Source organism: Lysobacter sp. FW306-1B-D06B, from assembly GCF_038446665.1.
In the GTDB taxonomy this organism is placed as follows: Bacteria; Pseudomonadota; Gammaproteobacteria; order Xanthomonadales; family Xanthomonadaceae; genus Lysobacter_J.
The window spans coordinates 2262783-2277926 of record NZ_CP151802.1 but is presented as its reverse complement, the minus strand read 5'-3'; the positions used below and the strand labels follow the sequence as shown (position 1 = coordinate 2277926).

At 68.0% G+C, this 15144-nt stretch carries 11 protein-coding genes and 1 tRNA gene; 4 read left to right on the top strand and 8 right to left on the bottom strand.

The annotated features are described in order from the left end of the window. Positions 1 to 97: 97 nt before the first annotated feature. Positions 98 to 182, bottom strand: a tRNA-Leu gene (locus tag AAFF32_RS10525). Positions 183 to 435: 253 nt separating this feature from the next. Between AAFF32_RS10525 and rnk the strand changes: the two genes are divergently transcribed. From rnk to AAFF32_RS10510, 3 genes are all read left to right on the top strand, one after another. After that, positions 436 to 852 carry a nucleoside diphosphate kinase regulator gene (gene rnk / locus AAFF32_RS10520; RefSeq protein ID WP_216958738.1) on the top strand — a complete coding sequence of 139 codons (417 nt, stop codon included), beginning with the start codon at positions 436 to 438 and terminating at the stop codon, positions 850 to 852. A gap of 83 nt (positions 853 to 935) precedes the next feature. Next, a complete protein-coding gene (gene parC, locus AAFF32_RS10515) occupies positions 936 to 3179 on the top strand; it encodes a DNA topoisomerase IV subunit A (protein ID WP_216958740.1) in 2244 nt (747 codons plus the stop codon). Between the two features lie 189 nt (positions 3180 to 3368). Beyond that, positions 3369 to 4031 carry a thiopurine S-methyltransferase gene (locus tag AAFF32_RS10510; RefSeq protein WP_216958744.1) on the top strand — a complete coding sequence of 221 codons (663 nt, stop codon included), beginning with the start codon at positions 3369 to 3371 and terminating at the stop codon, positions 4029 to 4031. Between the two features lie 85 nt (positions 4032 to 4116). On the opposite strand, the gene bfr is transcribed toward AAFF32_RS10510, so the two are convergent. Both bfr and asnB read right to left on the bottom strand, forming a co-directional pair. Then, entirely contained in the window at positions 4117 to 4605 is a 489-nt protein-coding gene (gene bfr, locus AAFF32_RS10505) for a bacterioferritin (protein ID WP_216958747.1), read from the bottom strand. A gap of 112 nt (positions 4606 to 4717) precedes the next feature. Next, positions 4718 to 6409: an asparagine synthase B gene (gene asnB / locus AAFF32_RS10500; protein WP_342315168.1), complete on the bottom strand. Its 1692-nt coding sequence runs from the start codon at positions 6407 to 6409 to the stop codon at positions 4718 to 4720. Between the two features lie 329 nt (positions 6410 to 6738). On the opposite strand from asnB, the gene AAFF32_RS10495 reads away from it, so the two are divergent. After that, positions 6739 to 9090: a penicillin acylase family protein gene (locus tag AAFF32_RS10495; RefSeq protein WP_342315167.1), complete on the top strand. Its 2352-nt coding sequence runs from the start codon at positions 6739 to 6741 to the stop codon at positions 9088 to 9090. A 172-nt stretch (positions 9091 to 9262) separates the two neighbouring features. Here AAFF32_RS10495 and dapE read toward each other — a convergent pair whose 3' ends face one another. Genes dapE through map form a run of 5 tightly spaced genes read right to left on the bottom strand, consistent with a single transcriptional unit; the run spans position 9263 to position 15105 of the window. Then, the gene (dapE, locus tag AAFF32_RS10490; protein WP_342315166.1) at positions 9263 to 10414 is read right to left on the bottom strand and encodes a succinyl-diaminopimelate desuccinylase; all 1152 of its coding nucleotides are present in this window, start codon (positions 10412 to 10414) and stop codon (positions 9263 to 9265) included. Next, positions 10407 to 10775 (bottom strand): Spx/MgsR family RNA polymerase-binding regulatory protein, encoded by a 369-nt coding sequence (locus tag AAFF32_RS10485; RefSeq protein WP_342315165.1) that lies wholly within the window; start codon positions 10773 to 10775, stop codon positions 10407 to 10409. Before AAFF32_RS10485 ends, dapE begins: the two co-directional genes overlap by 8 nt. An 8-nt stretch (positions 10776 to 10783) precedes the next feature. Beyond that, complete coding sequence (dapD, locus tag AAFF32_RS10480) at positions 10784 to 11680, bottom strand: 2,3,4,5-tetrahydropyridine-2,6-dicarboxylate N-succinyltransferase (protein WP_216958761.1); 897 nt, start codon at positions 11678 to 11680, stop codon at positions 10784 to 10786. Further along, complete coding sequence (gene glnD / locus AAFF32_RS10475; RefSeq protein WP_342315164.1) at positions 11681 to 14314, bottom strand: [protein-PII] uridylyltransferase; 2634 nt, start codon at positions 14312 to 14314, stop codon at positions 11681 to 11683. After that, on the bottom strand, positions 14311 to 15105 hold the full coding sequence (gene map, locus AAFF32_RS10470; protein ID WP_342315163.1) for a type I methionyl aminopeptidase: 795 nt from the start codon (positions 15103 to 15105) through the stop codon (positions 14311 to 14313). The genes glnD and map overlap by 4 nt, the downstream gene beginning before the upstream one ends. Between the last annotated feature and the right edge of the window lie 39 nt (positions 15106 to 15144).

The following is a 15144-nucleotide window of genomic DNA, read 5'->3' as shown; positions in this document are numbered from 1 at the left end:
CATCCGCACGCGACGTGGCCGGAGCGCAGAAACGAAAAACCCGCCGGTGGGCGGGTTATCGAACTCCGGTCGGGTGTTGCATCGACCGGCTATGGTGTGGTGCCCAGGAGAGGACTCGAACCTCCACGGTTTTACCCGCTAGTACCTGAAACTAGTGCGTCTACCAATTCCGCCACCTGGGCTTCGCAACGATTTGTGCCGTGCGAGGCCGCGTATGTTGCGTCGCGGCGGGCGGCTTGTCAACGCCTCGTCACGAAAATTTTCACATTCGCAGCCACTCGCGCCAGTCGCCGCACAGCGCCCCGCCCGCAACCCCTACTTCCGGCTTTGTCGGCTTGAAGCCGCGGCCGGTTCGGGGCTATGGTCGCCGGACATCTTTCGTCTGCGGGCGGCGCACCACCCGGTGCGGCGCCCGCGCTGTTTGGAGAGCCGTAAATGTCCGTCCCCAATCCCCCGCCGCTGCTGATGTCACGCCTGGACGTGGAGCGCATCGAATCGCTGCTCGAGACGCCCGCCGCGCAGGCCGTCGACACCTCCGCGCTGGAAGCCGAGCTGGAGCGCGCGCAGATCGTCGAGCCGGCGCAGATGCCGCCGGACGTGATCACGATGAACTCCACCGCGCGTTTCCGCGACGAAACCAGCGGCGAGGAGCATGAAATGACCCTGGTGTTCCCGCGCGACGCCGACGGCAGTGCGGAGAAGGTGTCGATCCTGGCGCCGGTCGGCAGCGCGCTGCTGGGCATGCGCGTGGGCGATGCGATCGAATGGCCGGTGCCGGGCGGTCGCACGATCCGCCTGCACGTGCTGTCGATCCGCTATCAACCCGAAGCCTCGGGCGAACTGCACCGCTGAACCGTGGCGGTGTGTCGGGCCACGGGCGCGGCACACCGCTAGAATCACTGTCTCGACGACTCTTTCCCGGTCTGCACCGCTAAATGAACGACACCGTCCGTCCGGCTTTCCACGGCTTCGAACAGATCCCGCTGCGCGAATACGCCGAGCGCGCCTACCTCGATTACTCGATGTACGTGGTGCTCGACCGCGCCCTGCCGTTCCTCGGCGACGGGCTCAAGCCGGTGCAGCGCCGCATCATTTATGCGATGAGCGAGCTGGGCCTCAACGCGGCGTCCAAGCCGAAGAAGTCCGCGCGCACCGTCGGCGACGTCATCGGTAAGTACCATCCGCACGGCGACAGCGCCTGCTACGAGGCGATGGTGCTGATGGCCCAGCCGTTCTCGTACCGCTACCCGCTGGTGGAAGGCCAGGGCAACTTCGGTTCGACCGACGATCCCAAGTCCTTCGCCGCCATGCGCTACACCGAGGCCAAGCTGACGCCGATCGCCGAAGTGCTGCTGGGCGAACTCGGCCAGGGCACGGTGGACTGGACGCCGAACTTCGACGGCACGCTGGAAGAACCCTCGTGGATGCCGGCGCGCTTGCCGCACCTGCTGCTCAACGGCACCACCGGCATCGCGGTCGGCATGGCCACCGACGTGCCGCCGCACAACCTCAACGAAGTTGTCAGCGCCTGCGTGCGCCTGCTGGACGACCCCGACGCCACCACGCGCGACCTGTGCGAGCACGTGCGCGGCCCGGACTACCCGACGGCGGCGGAGATCATCACGCCGGCCGCCGACCTTCAGCAGATGTACGAGACCGGCCTGGGCAGCGTGCGCGCCCGCGCGATCTACGTGAAGGACGGCCCGAACCTGGTCATCACCGCCCTTCCCTACCAGACCTCGCCGGGCAAGGTGATCGAACAGATCGCCACGCAGATGCGCGCCAAGAAGCTGCCGTGGCTGGAGGACATCCGCGACGAGTCCGACCATGCCAACCCGACGCGCATCGTGCTGGTGCCGCGCAGCAACCGCGTCGATGCGGAACAGCTGATGGGCCACCTGTTCGCGACGACGGATCTGGAGAAGAGCTTCCGCGTCAACTTCAACATCATCGGTCGCGACGGCCGCCCGCAGGTCAAGGGCCTGAAGGCGTTGCTGACCGAGTGGTTGGCCTTCCGCACCGACACGGTGACGCGCCGCCTGAAGCATCGCCTGGACAAGGTCGAGCGTCGCCTGCACCTGTTGGAAGGCTTGCTGGTCGCGTTCCTCAACCTGGATGAAGTGATCCGCATCATCCGCACCGAGGACGAGCCCAAGCCGGCGCTGATGAAGCGCTTCAAGCTCAGCGAGGAGCAGACCGACTACATCCTCGAAACCAAGCTGCGCCAGCTCGCGCGCCTGGAAGAGATGAAGATCCGCGGCGAAGAGGACGAACTCAAGGCCGAACGCGAGCGCATCATCGCCACCCTGGAAAGCAAGGCGAAGCTGAAGAAGCTGGTCAAGGACGAACTGCTGGCCGATGCGAAGAAGTTCGGCGACGCCCGCCGTTCGCCGCTGGTCGCGCGCGGTGCGGCGCAGGCGTTGAGCGAGACCGAGCTGGTCGCCAGCGAACCGATGACCGTCGTCATCAGCGAGAAGGGCTGGGTGCGCGCCGCCAAGGGCCACGATGTGGACGCCGGCGCGCTGAGCTATCGCGACGGCGACGAATTGCTGGCGGCGGTGAAGAGCCGCAGCACGCAGCAGGTGGCCTTCCTGGATTCGACCGGCCGCGCGTATTCCACGGTCGTGCATTCTCTGCCGTCGGCGCGCGGCAACGGCGAACCGCTCACCGGCCGATTCTCGCCGGCGCCGGGTGCGTCGTTCCAGGCGCTGGCCAGCGGCGACAACGACACCCGCTTCGTGCTGGCCTCCAGCCACGGCTACGGTTTCGTCACCCGTTTCGAGAACCTCACCGGCCGCAACAAAGCCGGCAAGGCGATGCTCTCGCTCACTCCGGGGGCGAAGGTCGTGCAGCCAGCGCCCGTGACGGACGTCGAACAGGACCGCATCGCCGTGGTCACCAACGTCGGCCACCTGCTGGCGTTCCCGGTCGGCGAGCTGCCGGAACTCGACAAGGGCAAGGGCAACAAGCTCATCGACATTCCAAAGGCGAAGCTCGGCACCGAGCGCGTGGTCGCCGTCGCCGTCGTCTCGGCGGGCGGCACGCTGGTGGTGAAGTCGGGTACGCGCACGATGTCGCTGTCGTTCAAGGACCTGGACACTTACCTCGGCGCACGCGCCACGCGTGGCGGGCTGCTGCCGCGAGGGTGGCAGAAGGTCGAGGGGTTGGCGGTGGAGTGATGACGGACGCGCCATCCGCGCGTCCACGTTCTTGAGGCCCTGTCATACCGGCGAAGGCCGGTATCCAGGCCATCACGGTTTCCGCTTCCAAGCGCGCCTTCTTCTTGAGCGTTACGGGCCTGGATCCCGGCCTTCGCCGGGATGACGGGCCACAGGCGGATGCCGCCTCACCCACCCACAGGATCGCCCATGCAGCACGACTTCTGGCACCAGCGCTGGCACGACAACCAGATCGGCTTCCACCAGGACACGCCGACGCCGCTGATGCTCAAGCATTGGTCCTCGCTCGGTATCGCATCGGACACGCGCGTGTTCGTGCCGCTGGCGGGCAAGACGCTCGACATGGCGTGGTTCGCCGCGCAGGGCCATCGCGTGCTCGGCGTGGAGCTTTCGCGGATCGCGGTGGAGGCGTTCTTCGCCGAACAGGGCGTCACCGCGGAGCTGAGCGAGTCGAAGTACGGCACGCACTACTGCGCCGGAAACATCGAACTGATCTGCGGCGACGCCTTCGGCCTCGACGAAGCGATCCTGTCCGACTGCGGCGCCGTGTTCGACCGCGCGGCGCTGATCGCCCTGCCGGCCGACCTGCGCCGCCGCTACGTGCACGAGCTCTACGCGCGCCTGCCCTCGCACTGCCGCGGGCTGCTGGTGTCGCTGGAGTATCCGCAGCACGAGAAGGACGGCCCGCCCTTCAGCGTGGTCGAGGACGAAGTGCGCGAACTTTATTCGCGCGACTGGGACATCACCACGCTGGAACGCCGCGACATCCTCGCGACGCAGCAGAAATTCATCGACGAAGGCGTCACCGCACTGGACACGGTGGTGTACGCCTTGCGGCGAAAACTCACGTAGCCCGGGTAAGCGAAGCGCACCGGGGGTGCAGCCATGTCGGGCCCCGGGTGCGCTTCGCTTACCCGGGCTACAACACTGCGACGACTTACTCCTGTTCCGACGGCTTCTGCGCCAGGCGCGCCGTCAGGTAGTTCTGGACGCCCAGGCGCTTGATCAGGCCGAGTTGCTGCTCCAGCCAATGCGCGTGGTCTTCCTCGGTGTCCTGCAGCTGCACGCGCAGGATCTCGCGGCTGACGTAATCGCCATGCTGTTCGCACAGCGCCATGCCCTTCGCGAGCGCCGCGCGCACGTGGTATTCCACTTCGAGGTCGCGCTGCAGCATTTCCTCGACCGTGTGACCGGCGACGAACGCGTCCGGACGCATGTCCGGATCGCCCTCCAGGAAGAGGATGCGCCGCAGCAGCGCATCGGCATGCTCGGTCTCTTCCTGCATCTCGTGGTTGATGCGCTCGTACAGCGACAGCAATCCCATGTCCTCGTAGCGGCGCGAATGGATGAAGTACTGGTCGCGTGCGGCCAACTCGCCGCGCAGCAGGAGCTTCAGGTAATCGACGACTTCGGGATGGCCTTTCATGGGGGAACCTCCTTTCCAGGCCTGCATGTTGCCCGATCGTGGCGGGCCGCGTTCAAATCGGAATCAGTCGCAGTAGCCGCGGCGGGAAGCCTCCGCCGCGGCGCTCCAGCGCCTACAGCGCCGCCTCGTGCACACCCGCCACGGCACGACCGGACGGGTCGGCCATCTTCGCGAAGGCCGCGTCCCAGGCGATCGCCGCCGGCGAGGAACACGCGATCGACTTGCCGCCCGGCACCGTCTGCGCGCAGGCCACTCCCGGGAAGAACTGCTCGAAGATGTGGCGGTACAGATACGCCTCCTTCGTCGTCGGCGGATTCACCGGAAAACGGCTGGTCGCGGCGGCGAACACGCGATCACTGACCTGGGCTTCAGCGTGCGCCTTCAAGCCGTCGATCCAGCCGTAACCGACGCCGTCGCTGAACTGCTCCTTCTGTCGCCACAGGATCGAATCGGGCAGATAGCCTTCGAAGGCTTCGCGCAGGATCGCCTTCTCGATGCCGCGGCGCCCGTCGGCGCGCGAACGCACCATCTTGTGCGCGGCGTCCATGCGCATCGCCACCTCGAGGAATTCCACGTCCAGGAACGGCACGCGCGGCTCCACGCCCCACGCCATCATCGACTTGTTCGCGCGCAGGCAGTCGTAGTTGTACAGCGCGTCGAGCTTGCGCACGGTTTCCTCGTGGAACTCACGCGCGTCGGGCGCCTTGTGGAAGTACAGGTAGCCGCCGAACACCTCGTCGCTGCCCTCGCCCGACAGCACCATCTTCACGCCCATCGCCTTGATGCGTCGTGCGAGCAGGAACATCGGCGTGGAAGCGCGGATCGTGGTGACGTCGTAGGTTTCGATGTGGCGGATCACTTCAGGCAGCGCATCCAGGCCTTCTTCGAACGTGTACGTGAAGCCGTGATGCACCGTGCCGAGCGCTTTCGCCGCGACTTCGGCGGCGGCAAGATCCGGCGAGCCGTCCAGCCCGATCGCGAACGAGTGCAGACGCGGCCACCACGCTTCGGTCGTGTCGTTGTCCTCGATGCGCTTGCGCGCGAAGCGTGCGGCGACGGCCGCGACCAGCGAGGAGTCCAGCCCGCCGGACAGCAGCACGCCGTAGGGCACGTCGCTCATCAGCTGGCGATGCACGGCGCGCTCGAAGGCTTCACGCAGCTCCTGCTTCTGCACTTCGACGCCGTGGGTGGCGCCGTAATCGCGCCACGGCCGTTCGTAGTACCGCACCGGTTCGCCGCGATCGCTGTCGTAGTAATGGCCCGGCGGGAATTGCGCGACGTCCGCGCAGGTATCCGCCAGCGCTTTCATCTCCGAGGCAACGCACAGGCGTCCGTCGCGGTCGTGGCCCCAGTACAGCGGGCAAACGCCGATGGGGTCGCGGGCGATGAGGAAGCGGTGATGCGTGCGGTCCCACAGGGCGAAGGCGAAGATCCCGTTCAGCGCGTTGAGCCAGCCGGCGATGTCCTCGCGTTCGCGATACAGCGCGCTGATGACCTCGCAGTCCGAGCCGGTCTGGAACGCGTACGGCTGCGTCAACGCCTGCTTCAGTTCGCGATGGTTGTAGATCTCGCCGTTGACCGCGAGCACCAGCTCGCCGTCGGCCGAACGCAACGGCTGCGAACCGCCGGCCGGGTCGACGATGGCCAGGCGCTCGTGGACGAGGATCGCGCCCTCGTCCAGATGCACACCGCTCCAGTCCGGGCCGCGGTGGCGCTGGCGTTGCGAGAGCTCCAGCGCACGGCGGCGCAGGGCCTGCACGTCGTCGCCGGGTTGGAGGCCGAAGATGCCGAGGATCGAACACATGACGGGATTTCCTTGAGGGTGGACGGGATTGAAGGGGCCTGAAACGACGAAGCCCGCGCTTTTCGGCGCGGGCTTCGTGGGTGCTAGTGCGGTCTGTTACACGCGCTAATCACCGGCCCGCGGGAGGCTGGCGTTATTGCGGTTGTTATTGTTCAGGCCCAACGCGATGCGGCCGCGGAGCGCGGCGGCGGCGATGTAGGCGGTGGCCTGGACGGAAGACATGGCCCGATCCTGCGGCACTCCGGCGCCGCATGCAAGGGGCCGGGGCGCGACCGTGTCGCCGTCCATCGGATAAGCTCGGCCCCGGGGAAACATCGGGCGAAGGTTCTATGAAGAAGTGGATCGGGCGCGTGCTGATCGCGCTGGTGCTGCTGGTGGTGGTCGCGGTGCTGGGCGTGTGGTGGCTGATGCGCGGCAGCCTGCCGCGTCTGGAGGGCGAGGTCGCCCTGCCCGGCCTGTCGGCGCCGGTGACGATCCAGCGCGACGCGAACGGTGTGGTGACCGTGGAGGCCGCCAACGAGAACGACGCCATGCGCGCGCTCGGCTACGTGCACGCGCAGGAACGCTACTTCGAAATGGACCTGCTGCGGCGCACCGCCTCGGGCGAGCTGGCGGCGCTGTTCGGCCCGGTCGCGATCGGCGTGGACAAGGAACATCGCGTGCACCGGATGCGTGCGCGCGTGACGCGCGACCTCGACGCGATCCTCGGCGACAAGCGCGCGATGGCCCAGTCCTACGTCGACGGCGTCAACGCCGGTGTCGGCGCATTGAAGGTGCGGCCGTGGCCGTACCTGCTGCTGCGTACGCAGCCCGAGGCATGGACGCTGTCCGATTCGGTGCTGGTCGGCTATGCGATGTACTTCGACCTGCAGGACGCGAAGAACGAGCGCGAACTGGCGATGTGGCGCATCCGCCCGCATCTGCCGCAAGCGCTGTATGCATTGCTCGCACACGACGGCACGAGCTGGGACGCGCCACTGGCCGGTCGCCCGCGCGGCGACGCCACGCTGCCCGGCGCGGATATCGTCGATCTGCGCCAGCTGCCGATGCAGGAAGGCCCGCGCCCGGCCGACGTGCCGGAGCGCTCCGACGTGGGCAGCAACAACTTCGCCGTATCGGGCCAGCTCACGGCCGACGGTCGCGCGATCGTGGCCGACGACATGCACCTGGGCCTGCGCGCACCCAACATCTGGTTCCGCGCGCGTCTGCGCTATCCGGACGCGCGCGCACCGGACGGCCGCGTCGACGCCAACGGCTTCACCCTGCCCGGCCTGCCGGCGCTGGTGGTGGGCAGCAACGGCCATGTCGCCTGGGGCTTCACCAACAGCTACGGCGACTGGGCCGACTGGAAGCGCGTGCCCGATTGCGACGACGACAGCTGCGCGGGCGCGACGAGCACGGTCGAGATCATTCGCGTGGCGGGTTCGGACGATGTCGAGTTCCCGGTCGACGAGACACAATGGGGCCCGATCCTGCATCGCGAGGACGACGGCAGCAGCCTCGCGCTGCGCTGGATCGCCCAGCAGCCCGGCTCGATGAACCTGGGCCTGGCCGATTTCCTGCACGCCCGCTCGCTCGACGACGCGCTGGCGATGGCCGACCGCACCGCGATCCCCGCGCAGAACCTCGCCATCGGTGACAGCCAGGGGCGCATCACCTGGCGCCTGCTGGGGCCGATGCCGCAACGCGGCGCAGGCTGCGATCCGACGCAGGTCGTCGAACCGGCGACGTGCGCGCCGTGGCCCATCACCACGGCCTCCGGCACCGCATTGCCCATCGGCACCGTGCAGCGCGTGTGGACAGCGAATTCGCGCGTGGTCGATGGCGCGCTGCTCGCGCGCGTCGGCGACGGTGGCTACGCCAACGGCGCACGCGCGAAGCAGATCCGCGACGGCCTGTTCGCCAAGGATCGTTTCACCGAGCGCGACCTGCTCGCCATCCAGCTCGATGACCGGGCGTTGTTCCTCAAGCGCTGGTGGACGCTGCTGCGCGAGCGCGACGGCGCGGCGAAGACGCCGGCGCTGCACGAACTCGCCGCCGCCGCATCGACTTGGCAGGGCCGCGCGAGCGCCGATTCGGTGAGCTACCGCGTCGTCCGCGCGTGGCGGCTCGCGGTGCACGACCGCCTGCTCGACGGCCTGACCGCACCGGCGCACGCGGCGCTGGGCGACAAGTTCGAAATGCCGAACCTCTCGCATTTCGAAGGCGTGGCCTGGCCGCTGGTGACGCAGCGTCCGGCGAACCTGCTGCCGCGCCGCTTTGCTTCGTGGGAAGCGCTGTTCGAGGACGCCGCGCGCGAAGTGCGCGATGAACTGGCGACGGACGGCCCGATCGCGAAACGCACCTGGGGCGAACGCAACACCGCGAAGATCTGCCACCCGCTGTCGCGCGCTTTGCCGGCCGCAGTGAAGTCCTCGCTGTGCATGCCGGCGGACGAGCTGCCCGGCGACAGCGGCATGCCGCGCGTGCAGGGCCCGAACTTCGGCGCTTCCGAGCGCATGGTCGTCGCACCCGGCCACGAGGCCGACGGCATCATCCACATGCCCGGCGGCCAGAGCGGGCACCCGATGTCGCCGTTCTGGGGCGCGGGGCACGACGACTGGGTGCACGGGCGGCCGACGCCATTCCTGCCGCAGGAAACGAAGTACGCGATGAAGCTCGTGCCGGGCGGGACGCGCTGAGACGTCTTCCGCATGGTGCGAATGCGCTGTTGAGGCTGTCATTCCCGCGAAGGCGGGAATCCATGCATCCGATGGAGTTCCGCCTTCCGGCGCGCATGACGCGTCGGAAGGTTGGGTTCCCGCCTTCGCGGGAACGACAGCACGGTGGAGTTCGGCACCCGCGCTCGCCGAATCAGGCCAGCAGCATCCGCTCGATCAACTCGCGATACAGCCCCGGCAGCCGCTCCAGGTCCGCAACGGCGACGTTCTCGTCCACCTTGTGGATGCTCGCGTTGACCGGCCCGATCTCGATGCATTGCGCGCCCAGCGGCGCGATGAAGCGCGCGTCGGAGGTTCCGCCGCCGGTGCTCTCCTCCGGCACACCGCCGCAGTAGCGACCCAGCACCGCACGCGCCGCGGCACGCAGCGGGCCTTCGGGTGTGTAGAACGGTTCACCACCGCGATGCCAGCGCACCTGGTATTCCAGTCCGTGGCGGCGCAGCACGTCCTCGCACTCGCGTTCGAGCTGCTCCGCGCGCCAGTTCGGATTGAAGCGCAGGTTGAACAACACCTGCAGCTCGCCCGGAATCACGTTGTTCGCGCCGGTGCCCGCGTGGATGTTGCTGATCTGCAGACTGGTGGGCGGGAAGGTTTCGAATCCGTCATCCCAGCTTCGCGCGGCAAGTTCGGCCAGCGCTGGCATCGCCTGATGGATCGGATTGCGCGCCTTTTCCGGATACGCCACATGCCCCTGCACGCCCACCACCGTGAGCGTTGCCGACAGCGTGCCGCGTCGGCCCACGCGCAAAAGATCACCCAGCACCGCCTTCGACGAGGGCTCGCCGGTGATGCACCAGTCGATGCGCTCGCCGCGCTTGCGGAACGCTTCGGCGACCTGGCGCACGCCGTCCACCGCGTCGCCTTCCTCGTCGGAGGTCACCAGCAACGCGACGCGCCCCGGGTGATCGGGATGCGCGGCGACGAAACGCTCCAGCGCCACCACGAACGCCGCCACGCTGCCCTTCATGTCGGCCGCACCGCGCCCGTAGAGCACGCCGTCGCGAATCTCCGGCTCGAAGGGATCGCTGTGCCACATTTCGCGCGGACCGGGCGGGACCACGTCGGTGTGCCCGAGCAGCGCCAGCGTCGGCCCATCGGACCCATGCGCCGCCCAGAGGTTTTCGACGTCGCCAAAGCGCAGGTGCTCGCAACGGAATCCCGCCGCGAGCAGGCGCCGCGCGATCAGCGCCTGGCAACCGGCGTCCTCGGGCGTGACGGAACGTCGCGCGATGAGGTCGCTCGTCAGCGCGAGGACATCGCCCGCGTCGGCTGCATGCTCAACCAAGGGAACCCACCCCGAAGCGCTTCTTGAAGCCGTTGTCGCTGAAACCCTGCGTGACGGTGCCGTCGTCGGCGACCACCAGCGGGCGGCGGATCAGCTGCGGGTATTCCTTCAGCAGCAGCTTCCACTCGGCATCCGAACCGGGCGTCTTGCGGATGTCGGGCAGCGTGCGCCAGGTGGTGGACGCCTTGTTGATCATCGCCTCCCAGCCACCGAGCTTGTCCTTCCATTCCACCAGCGTGTCCGGCGACTGCCGGTTGTCGCGGTAATCGACGAAGGCATAACCGATGCCGAAGCGGTCCAGCCACTTGCGAGCCTTCTTGCAGGTGTCGCAATTGCTCAGGCCGTAGAGCGTGGTCGTCATGCCGTCGCTCACTCCGCCAGCCCGCGCAGCAGCTCGTTGATGCTGGTCTTGCTGCGCGTCTTCGCGTCGACCTGCTTGACGATCACGGCGCAGTACAGCGAGTGCGAGCCGTCCTTCGCCGGCAGCTGGCCGGACACGACGACGCTGTACGGCGGTACGTAGCCGTAGGTGATCTCGCCAGTGGCGCGGTTGTAGACGCGCGTGCTCTGGCCCAGGAACACGCCCATGCCGATCACGCTGTGATGGCCGACGACGAAGCCTTCCACCACTTCCGAACGCGCGCCGATAAAGCAGTGGTCCTCGATGATCGTCGGGCTGGCCTGCAGCGGTTCCAGCACGCCGCCGATGCCGGCGCCGCCGGACAGGTGGCAATGCTTGCCGACCTGCGCGCACGAACCCACCGTCGCCCAGGTGTCGACCATCGTGCCCTCGCCCACGTGCGCGCCGATGTTGACGAAGCTCGGCATCAGCACGACGTCCTTGCCGATGTGCGCACCGCGGCGCGCGATCGCGCCCGGCACGACGCGCGCGCCGAGCTTGCGGAAGTCGGACTCGCCGAAGCCTTCGAAACGCGCCGGCACCTTGTCCCAATACGGCGCGGGGTAACCGTCGACGATCTGCATCTCGTTGACGCGGAAGTACAGGAGCACCGCCTTCTTCAGCCACTCGTTGACCGTCCAGCCGCCCTTGCCGTCGGGCTCGGCGACGCGGAATTCGCCGGTTTCAAGACCCGAGATCACCCGCTCCACCGTCGGACGCGTGGAGCCTTCGATCTCGTCCAGCGTCAGCATCGCGCGGCGCTCGAACGCGCTGTCTACCATGAACTTGAGTTCGTCGACGCCCGGCCCCTTCGGCTCGGCCTTCTTGCGCACGGTCTTGCGGGCGGTCTTCTTCTGCAAAGCCATTCAACAATCTCCTTCGAGGCAGGCGAGCAAGGCATCGCGCAGCGCCTGCCGTTGCGTTTCGTCGAGCGCGCCGTCGCGCCCGTTGCGGGGGTGGGTGATCTGGAACACGTCCTCGGCGCGCTCGCCGAAGGTCGCGATGCGCGCATCGTGCACGCTCAGGCCCAGGCTGCGGATCGCGTGCGTCACGTCGGCCAGCAGTCCGGGGCGGTCGGGGCACACCAGGCTGAGCATCGTGCGCGTGCCGGATTCACTTTCGAGCGTGTCGAACCCGATCTGCGGCGCGAAGCGGAAATGCTTCAGGTGGCGCGGCTGCGCACGACGCGCCGGCTTGATGCGGTCGAGGTCGCCGGCCAGTGCGGCACCCAGGCGCTGCTCGACATCGTCGGTGGAAGGCGGACAGCGCGGATCGATCGGCACGACTTCGAAACTGTCGAACACCATGCCGTTGGGACCGTCGAGCACGCGCGCCTGCTGGATCGCCAGGCCGCAGCGATCGAGCGTGGCGACGATGGCGGCGAACAGGCCGTCGCGGTCGGGCGAATGCACGAACACTTCCAATGCCCCGGCGTGCTCGCCCAGCGCACGGGCACGCACGAGCGTCTGGCCGACATCCAGGCCGCGTAGCGATGCGGCCTGCCAGGCGATCTGGTCGGGACGCCCGCGTTCGAAACCGATCTGCGGCATGCGCGCGAACAGCGCGTCCACCTGTTCGTCGCCGATGCCCATCGTCGCCAGCATGGCGCGCGCCGCGTCGCGCGTTTCGTCGGCGCGTTCGTTGCCGGCGACCGGGTGCTCCAGGCCGCGGCGCAAGGCCAGTCGCGTGGCGGTGTAGAGGTCTGCGAGCAGCCGGTCCTTCCACGCGTTCCACAACTTGGGCGAGGTGCCGGCGATGTCCGCGCAGGTCAGCAGGTACAGATGGTCCAGGCGTTCGCGATCGGCCACCTTGCCGGCGAAACGGTGGATCACCTCGGGATCGGCGATGTCCTGCTTCTGCGCGGTGACCGACATCAGCAGGTGCTGGCGCACCAGCCATTCCACCAGCGCGGTGTCGGCCTGCGACAGGCCCATCGTGCTGCAGAAAATGCGCGCGTCGTCGGCGCCGAGTTCGGAATGATCGCCGCCACGGCCTTTGCCGATGTCGTGGAACAGACCGGCCAGCAGCAGCAGCTCCGGCTTGCGCAGGCGCGGCCAGATTTCGTGCGCGATGGAAAAGCGCTCATCGGCGATGCCCGAGGCGAAGCGCGCGAGATTGCGCAGCACCGCCAGCGTGTGCTGGTCCACGGTGAAGACATGGAACAGGTCGAACTGCATGCGCCCGGAAACTTTGGCGAACGCGGGAATCCAGCGTCCCAGCACGCCCAGGCGCGCCATGCGCTCCAGCGCATGCACCGGATGCGGGCCGCGCAACAGCGACAGGAAACGTTCGCGCAGCGCGGGCTCGGCTTGCTGGAACGCGGGCACGCGCGACAGCGATTCGGCCAGCGCGCGCGCCGTCTGCGAATGCAGTCCGCGCACCGCGTCGTGTGCGGCCCAGACGGCGAACAGCGCGAACACGTCGTAGGCGTCGCGCGGCCAGTGCGGGTCGCGCGCAGCCAGGTAGTCGCGGCGCAATTCGAACGCGTGGTCGATCGGAATCGGCGCGGTCTCGCCTTCGATCTGCTCCTCGAACCGCTGCAACAGGCGCTCGCCGATGCGCTGCACCAGTGCGGCGCTGCGGTAGAAGCCCTGCATCATCTGCTCGACAGCGAGGTTGTCGGCGTTGTCGACGTGACCCAGGCGTTGCGCGAGCGTCTTCTGGTAATCGAAGCGCAAGCGTTCCTCGCGCTTGCCGGCCACCAGGTGCAGGCCGAAGCGCAAGCGCGACAGCGCACGGCGTTCGCGTTCGAGCGTGGCCAGTTCGTCCGCGCCGAACTGGCCGATGGCGACCAGCGATTCCAGGTCGCCCGTACCGACGATGCGCAGCGCCATCCAGCGCAGCGTCTGCACGTCGCGCAGGCCGCCGGGGCCTTCCTTCAGATTCGGCTCGAGGTTGTCGGCGGTGTCTTCGTAGCGCGCGTGGCGCAGGCGCAGTTCTTCGCGCTTGGCAGCGAAGAACTCGCGCGCCGGCCACACCAGGCTGGGGGTGATCGCCGCCTGCAACGTGTGCAGGTGCGCGACCTGCGCGATCAGCGGGCGCGCCTCCAGCATCGAGGTGAGCACGGTGATGTCGGCGGCCGCTTCGGTGCACTGCGTGGAGGAGCGCACGGCGTGGCCGACCGGCAGGCCGCCATCCCAAAGCAGCGCGACGAAGCGCGAGAGCGCCTCGGCGTGTGCGGCCTGCGCATCGGGCTCGGCCAGCACCAGCAGGTCGATGTCGGATTGCGGGAACAGCTCGGCGCGGCCGTAGCCGCCGATGGCGAACAATGCCAGCGCTGCGTCGTCGGGAATGCACGCTTTCCATGCCGCGCGCACCTGCGCGTCCATCGCGCCGGCGCGCGCCGCGAGCAGGCGGTCGATGTCGGCATCGGGATCGGCGTCGAAGGCCTTGGCCAGGCCCGCATCGACCGTGGCAATGGCGCTGCGGATCGCGGCCGCGTGGCCAGCGGCATCCTGCGCCGCCGAAGGCTCATCGACGGCGGCGGAGCGATCAGTCATAGGTCGTTGTCGTCGCCCGGCACGCGGGTGAGGATGTCCACGCCATCGTCGGTAACGGCGACGGTGTGCTCCCATTGCGCGGACAACTTGCGGTCCTTGGTGACCACGGTCCAGCCGTCGGGCAGCAGCTTGGTATAGCGCGAGCCCTCGTTGATCATCGGCTCGATGGTGAAGGTCATGCCGGGCTTGAGCACCAGCCCTTCGCCCGCGCGCCCGTAATGCAGCACCTGCGGGTCTTCGTGGTAGATCCGGCCGATGCCGTGGCCGCAGTACTCGCGCACCACGCTGAAGCGTTCGCCCTCGGCGTACTCCTGGATCGCCGCGCCGATGTCGCCCAGCGTCGCGCCCGGCTTCACCGTGCGGATGCCGCGGAACATCGCCTCGCGGGTCACGTCGACCAGGCGCTTGGCCATGACCGAAGGCGTGCCGACCACGTACATGCGGCTGGTGTCGCCGTGCCAGCCGTCCTTGATGACGGTGACGTCGATGTTGACGATGTCGCCGTCCTTCAGGACCTTGGCCTCGCTCGGGATGCCATGGCAGATGACGTTGTTGACCGAGGTGCAGACGGTCTTGGGGAATCCCTTGTAGCCGACGTTGGCCGGGATCGCCTTCTGCACGTTGACGATGTGATCGTGGCAGATGCGGTCCAGTTCCTCGGTGGTCACGCCCGCCTTGACGTGCGGGGCGACGACCTGGAGCACCTCGGCGGCCAGGCGGCCGGCGACGCGCATCTTCTCGATCTCTTCGGGGGTTTTGACGGTAATGGCCATGGCCGCATTATGGCCCATCCGAGGGCCGTTCAGGCTCAGGGAATGGCCAAAGTTGCC

Excerpts from the sequence above, each read along its gene's own strand:
- bfr (WP_216958747.1), bottom strand. The coding sequence starts at position 4,605 with ATGAAAGGCCATCCCGAAGTCGTCGATTACCTGAAGCTCCTGCTGCGC.
- glnD (WP_342315164.1), bottom strand. The coding sequence starts at position 14,314 with ATGACTGATCGCTCCGCCGCCGTCGATGAGCCTTCGGCGGCGCAGGAT.
- map (WP_342315163.1), bottom strand. The coding sequence starts at position 15,105 with ATGGGCCATAATGCGGCCATGGCCATTACCGTCAAAACCCCCGAAGAG.
- rnk (WP_216958738.1), top strand. The coding sequence starts at position 436 with ATGTCCGTCCCCAATCCCCCGCCGCTGCTGATGTCACGCCTGGACGTG.
- parC (WP_216958740.1), top strand. The coding sequence starts at position 936 with ATGAACGACACCGTCCGTCCGGCTTTCCACGGCTTCGAACAGATCCCG.
- AAFF32_RS10485 (WP_342315165.1), bottom strand. The coding sequence starts at position 10,775 with ATGACGACCACGCTCTACGGCCTGAGCAATTGCGACACCTGCAAGAAG.
- asnB (WP_342315168.1), bottom strand. The coding sequence starts at position 6,409 with ATGTGTTCGATCCTCGGCATCTTCGGCCTCCAACCCGGCGACGACGTG.
- AAFF32_RS10510 (WP_216958744.1), top strand. The coding sequence starts at position 3,369 with ATGCAGCACGACTTCTGGCACCAGCGCTGGCACGACAACCAGATCGGC.
- dapD (WP_216958761.1), bottom strand. The coding sequence starts at position 11,680 with ATGGCTTTGCAGAAGAAGACCGCCCGCAAGACCGTGCGCAAGAAGGCC.
- AAFF32_RS10495 (WP_342315167.1), top strand. The coding sequence starts at position 6,739 with ATGAAGAAGTGGATCGGGCGCGTGCTGATCGCGCTGGTGCTGCTGGTG.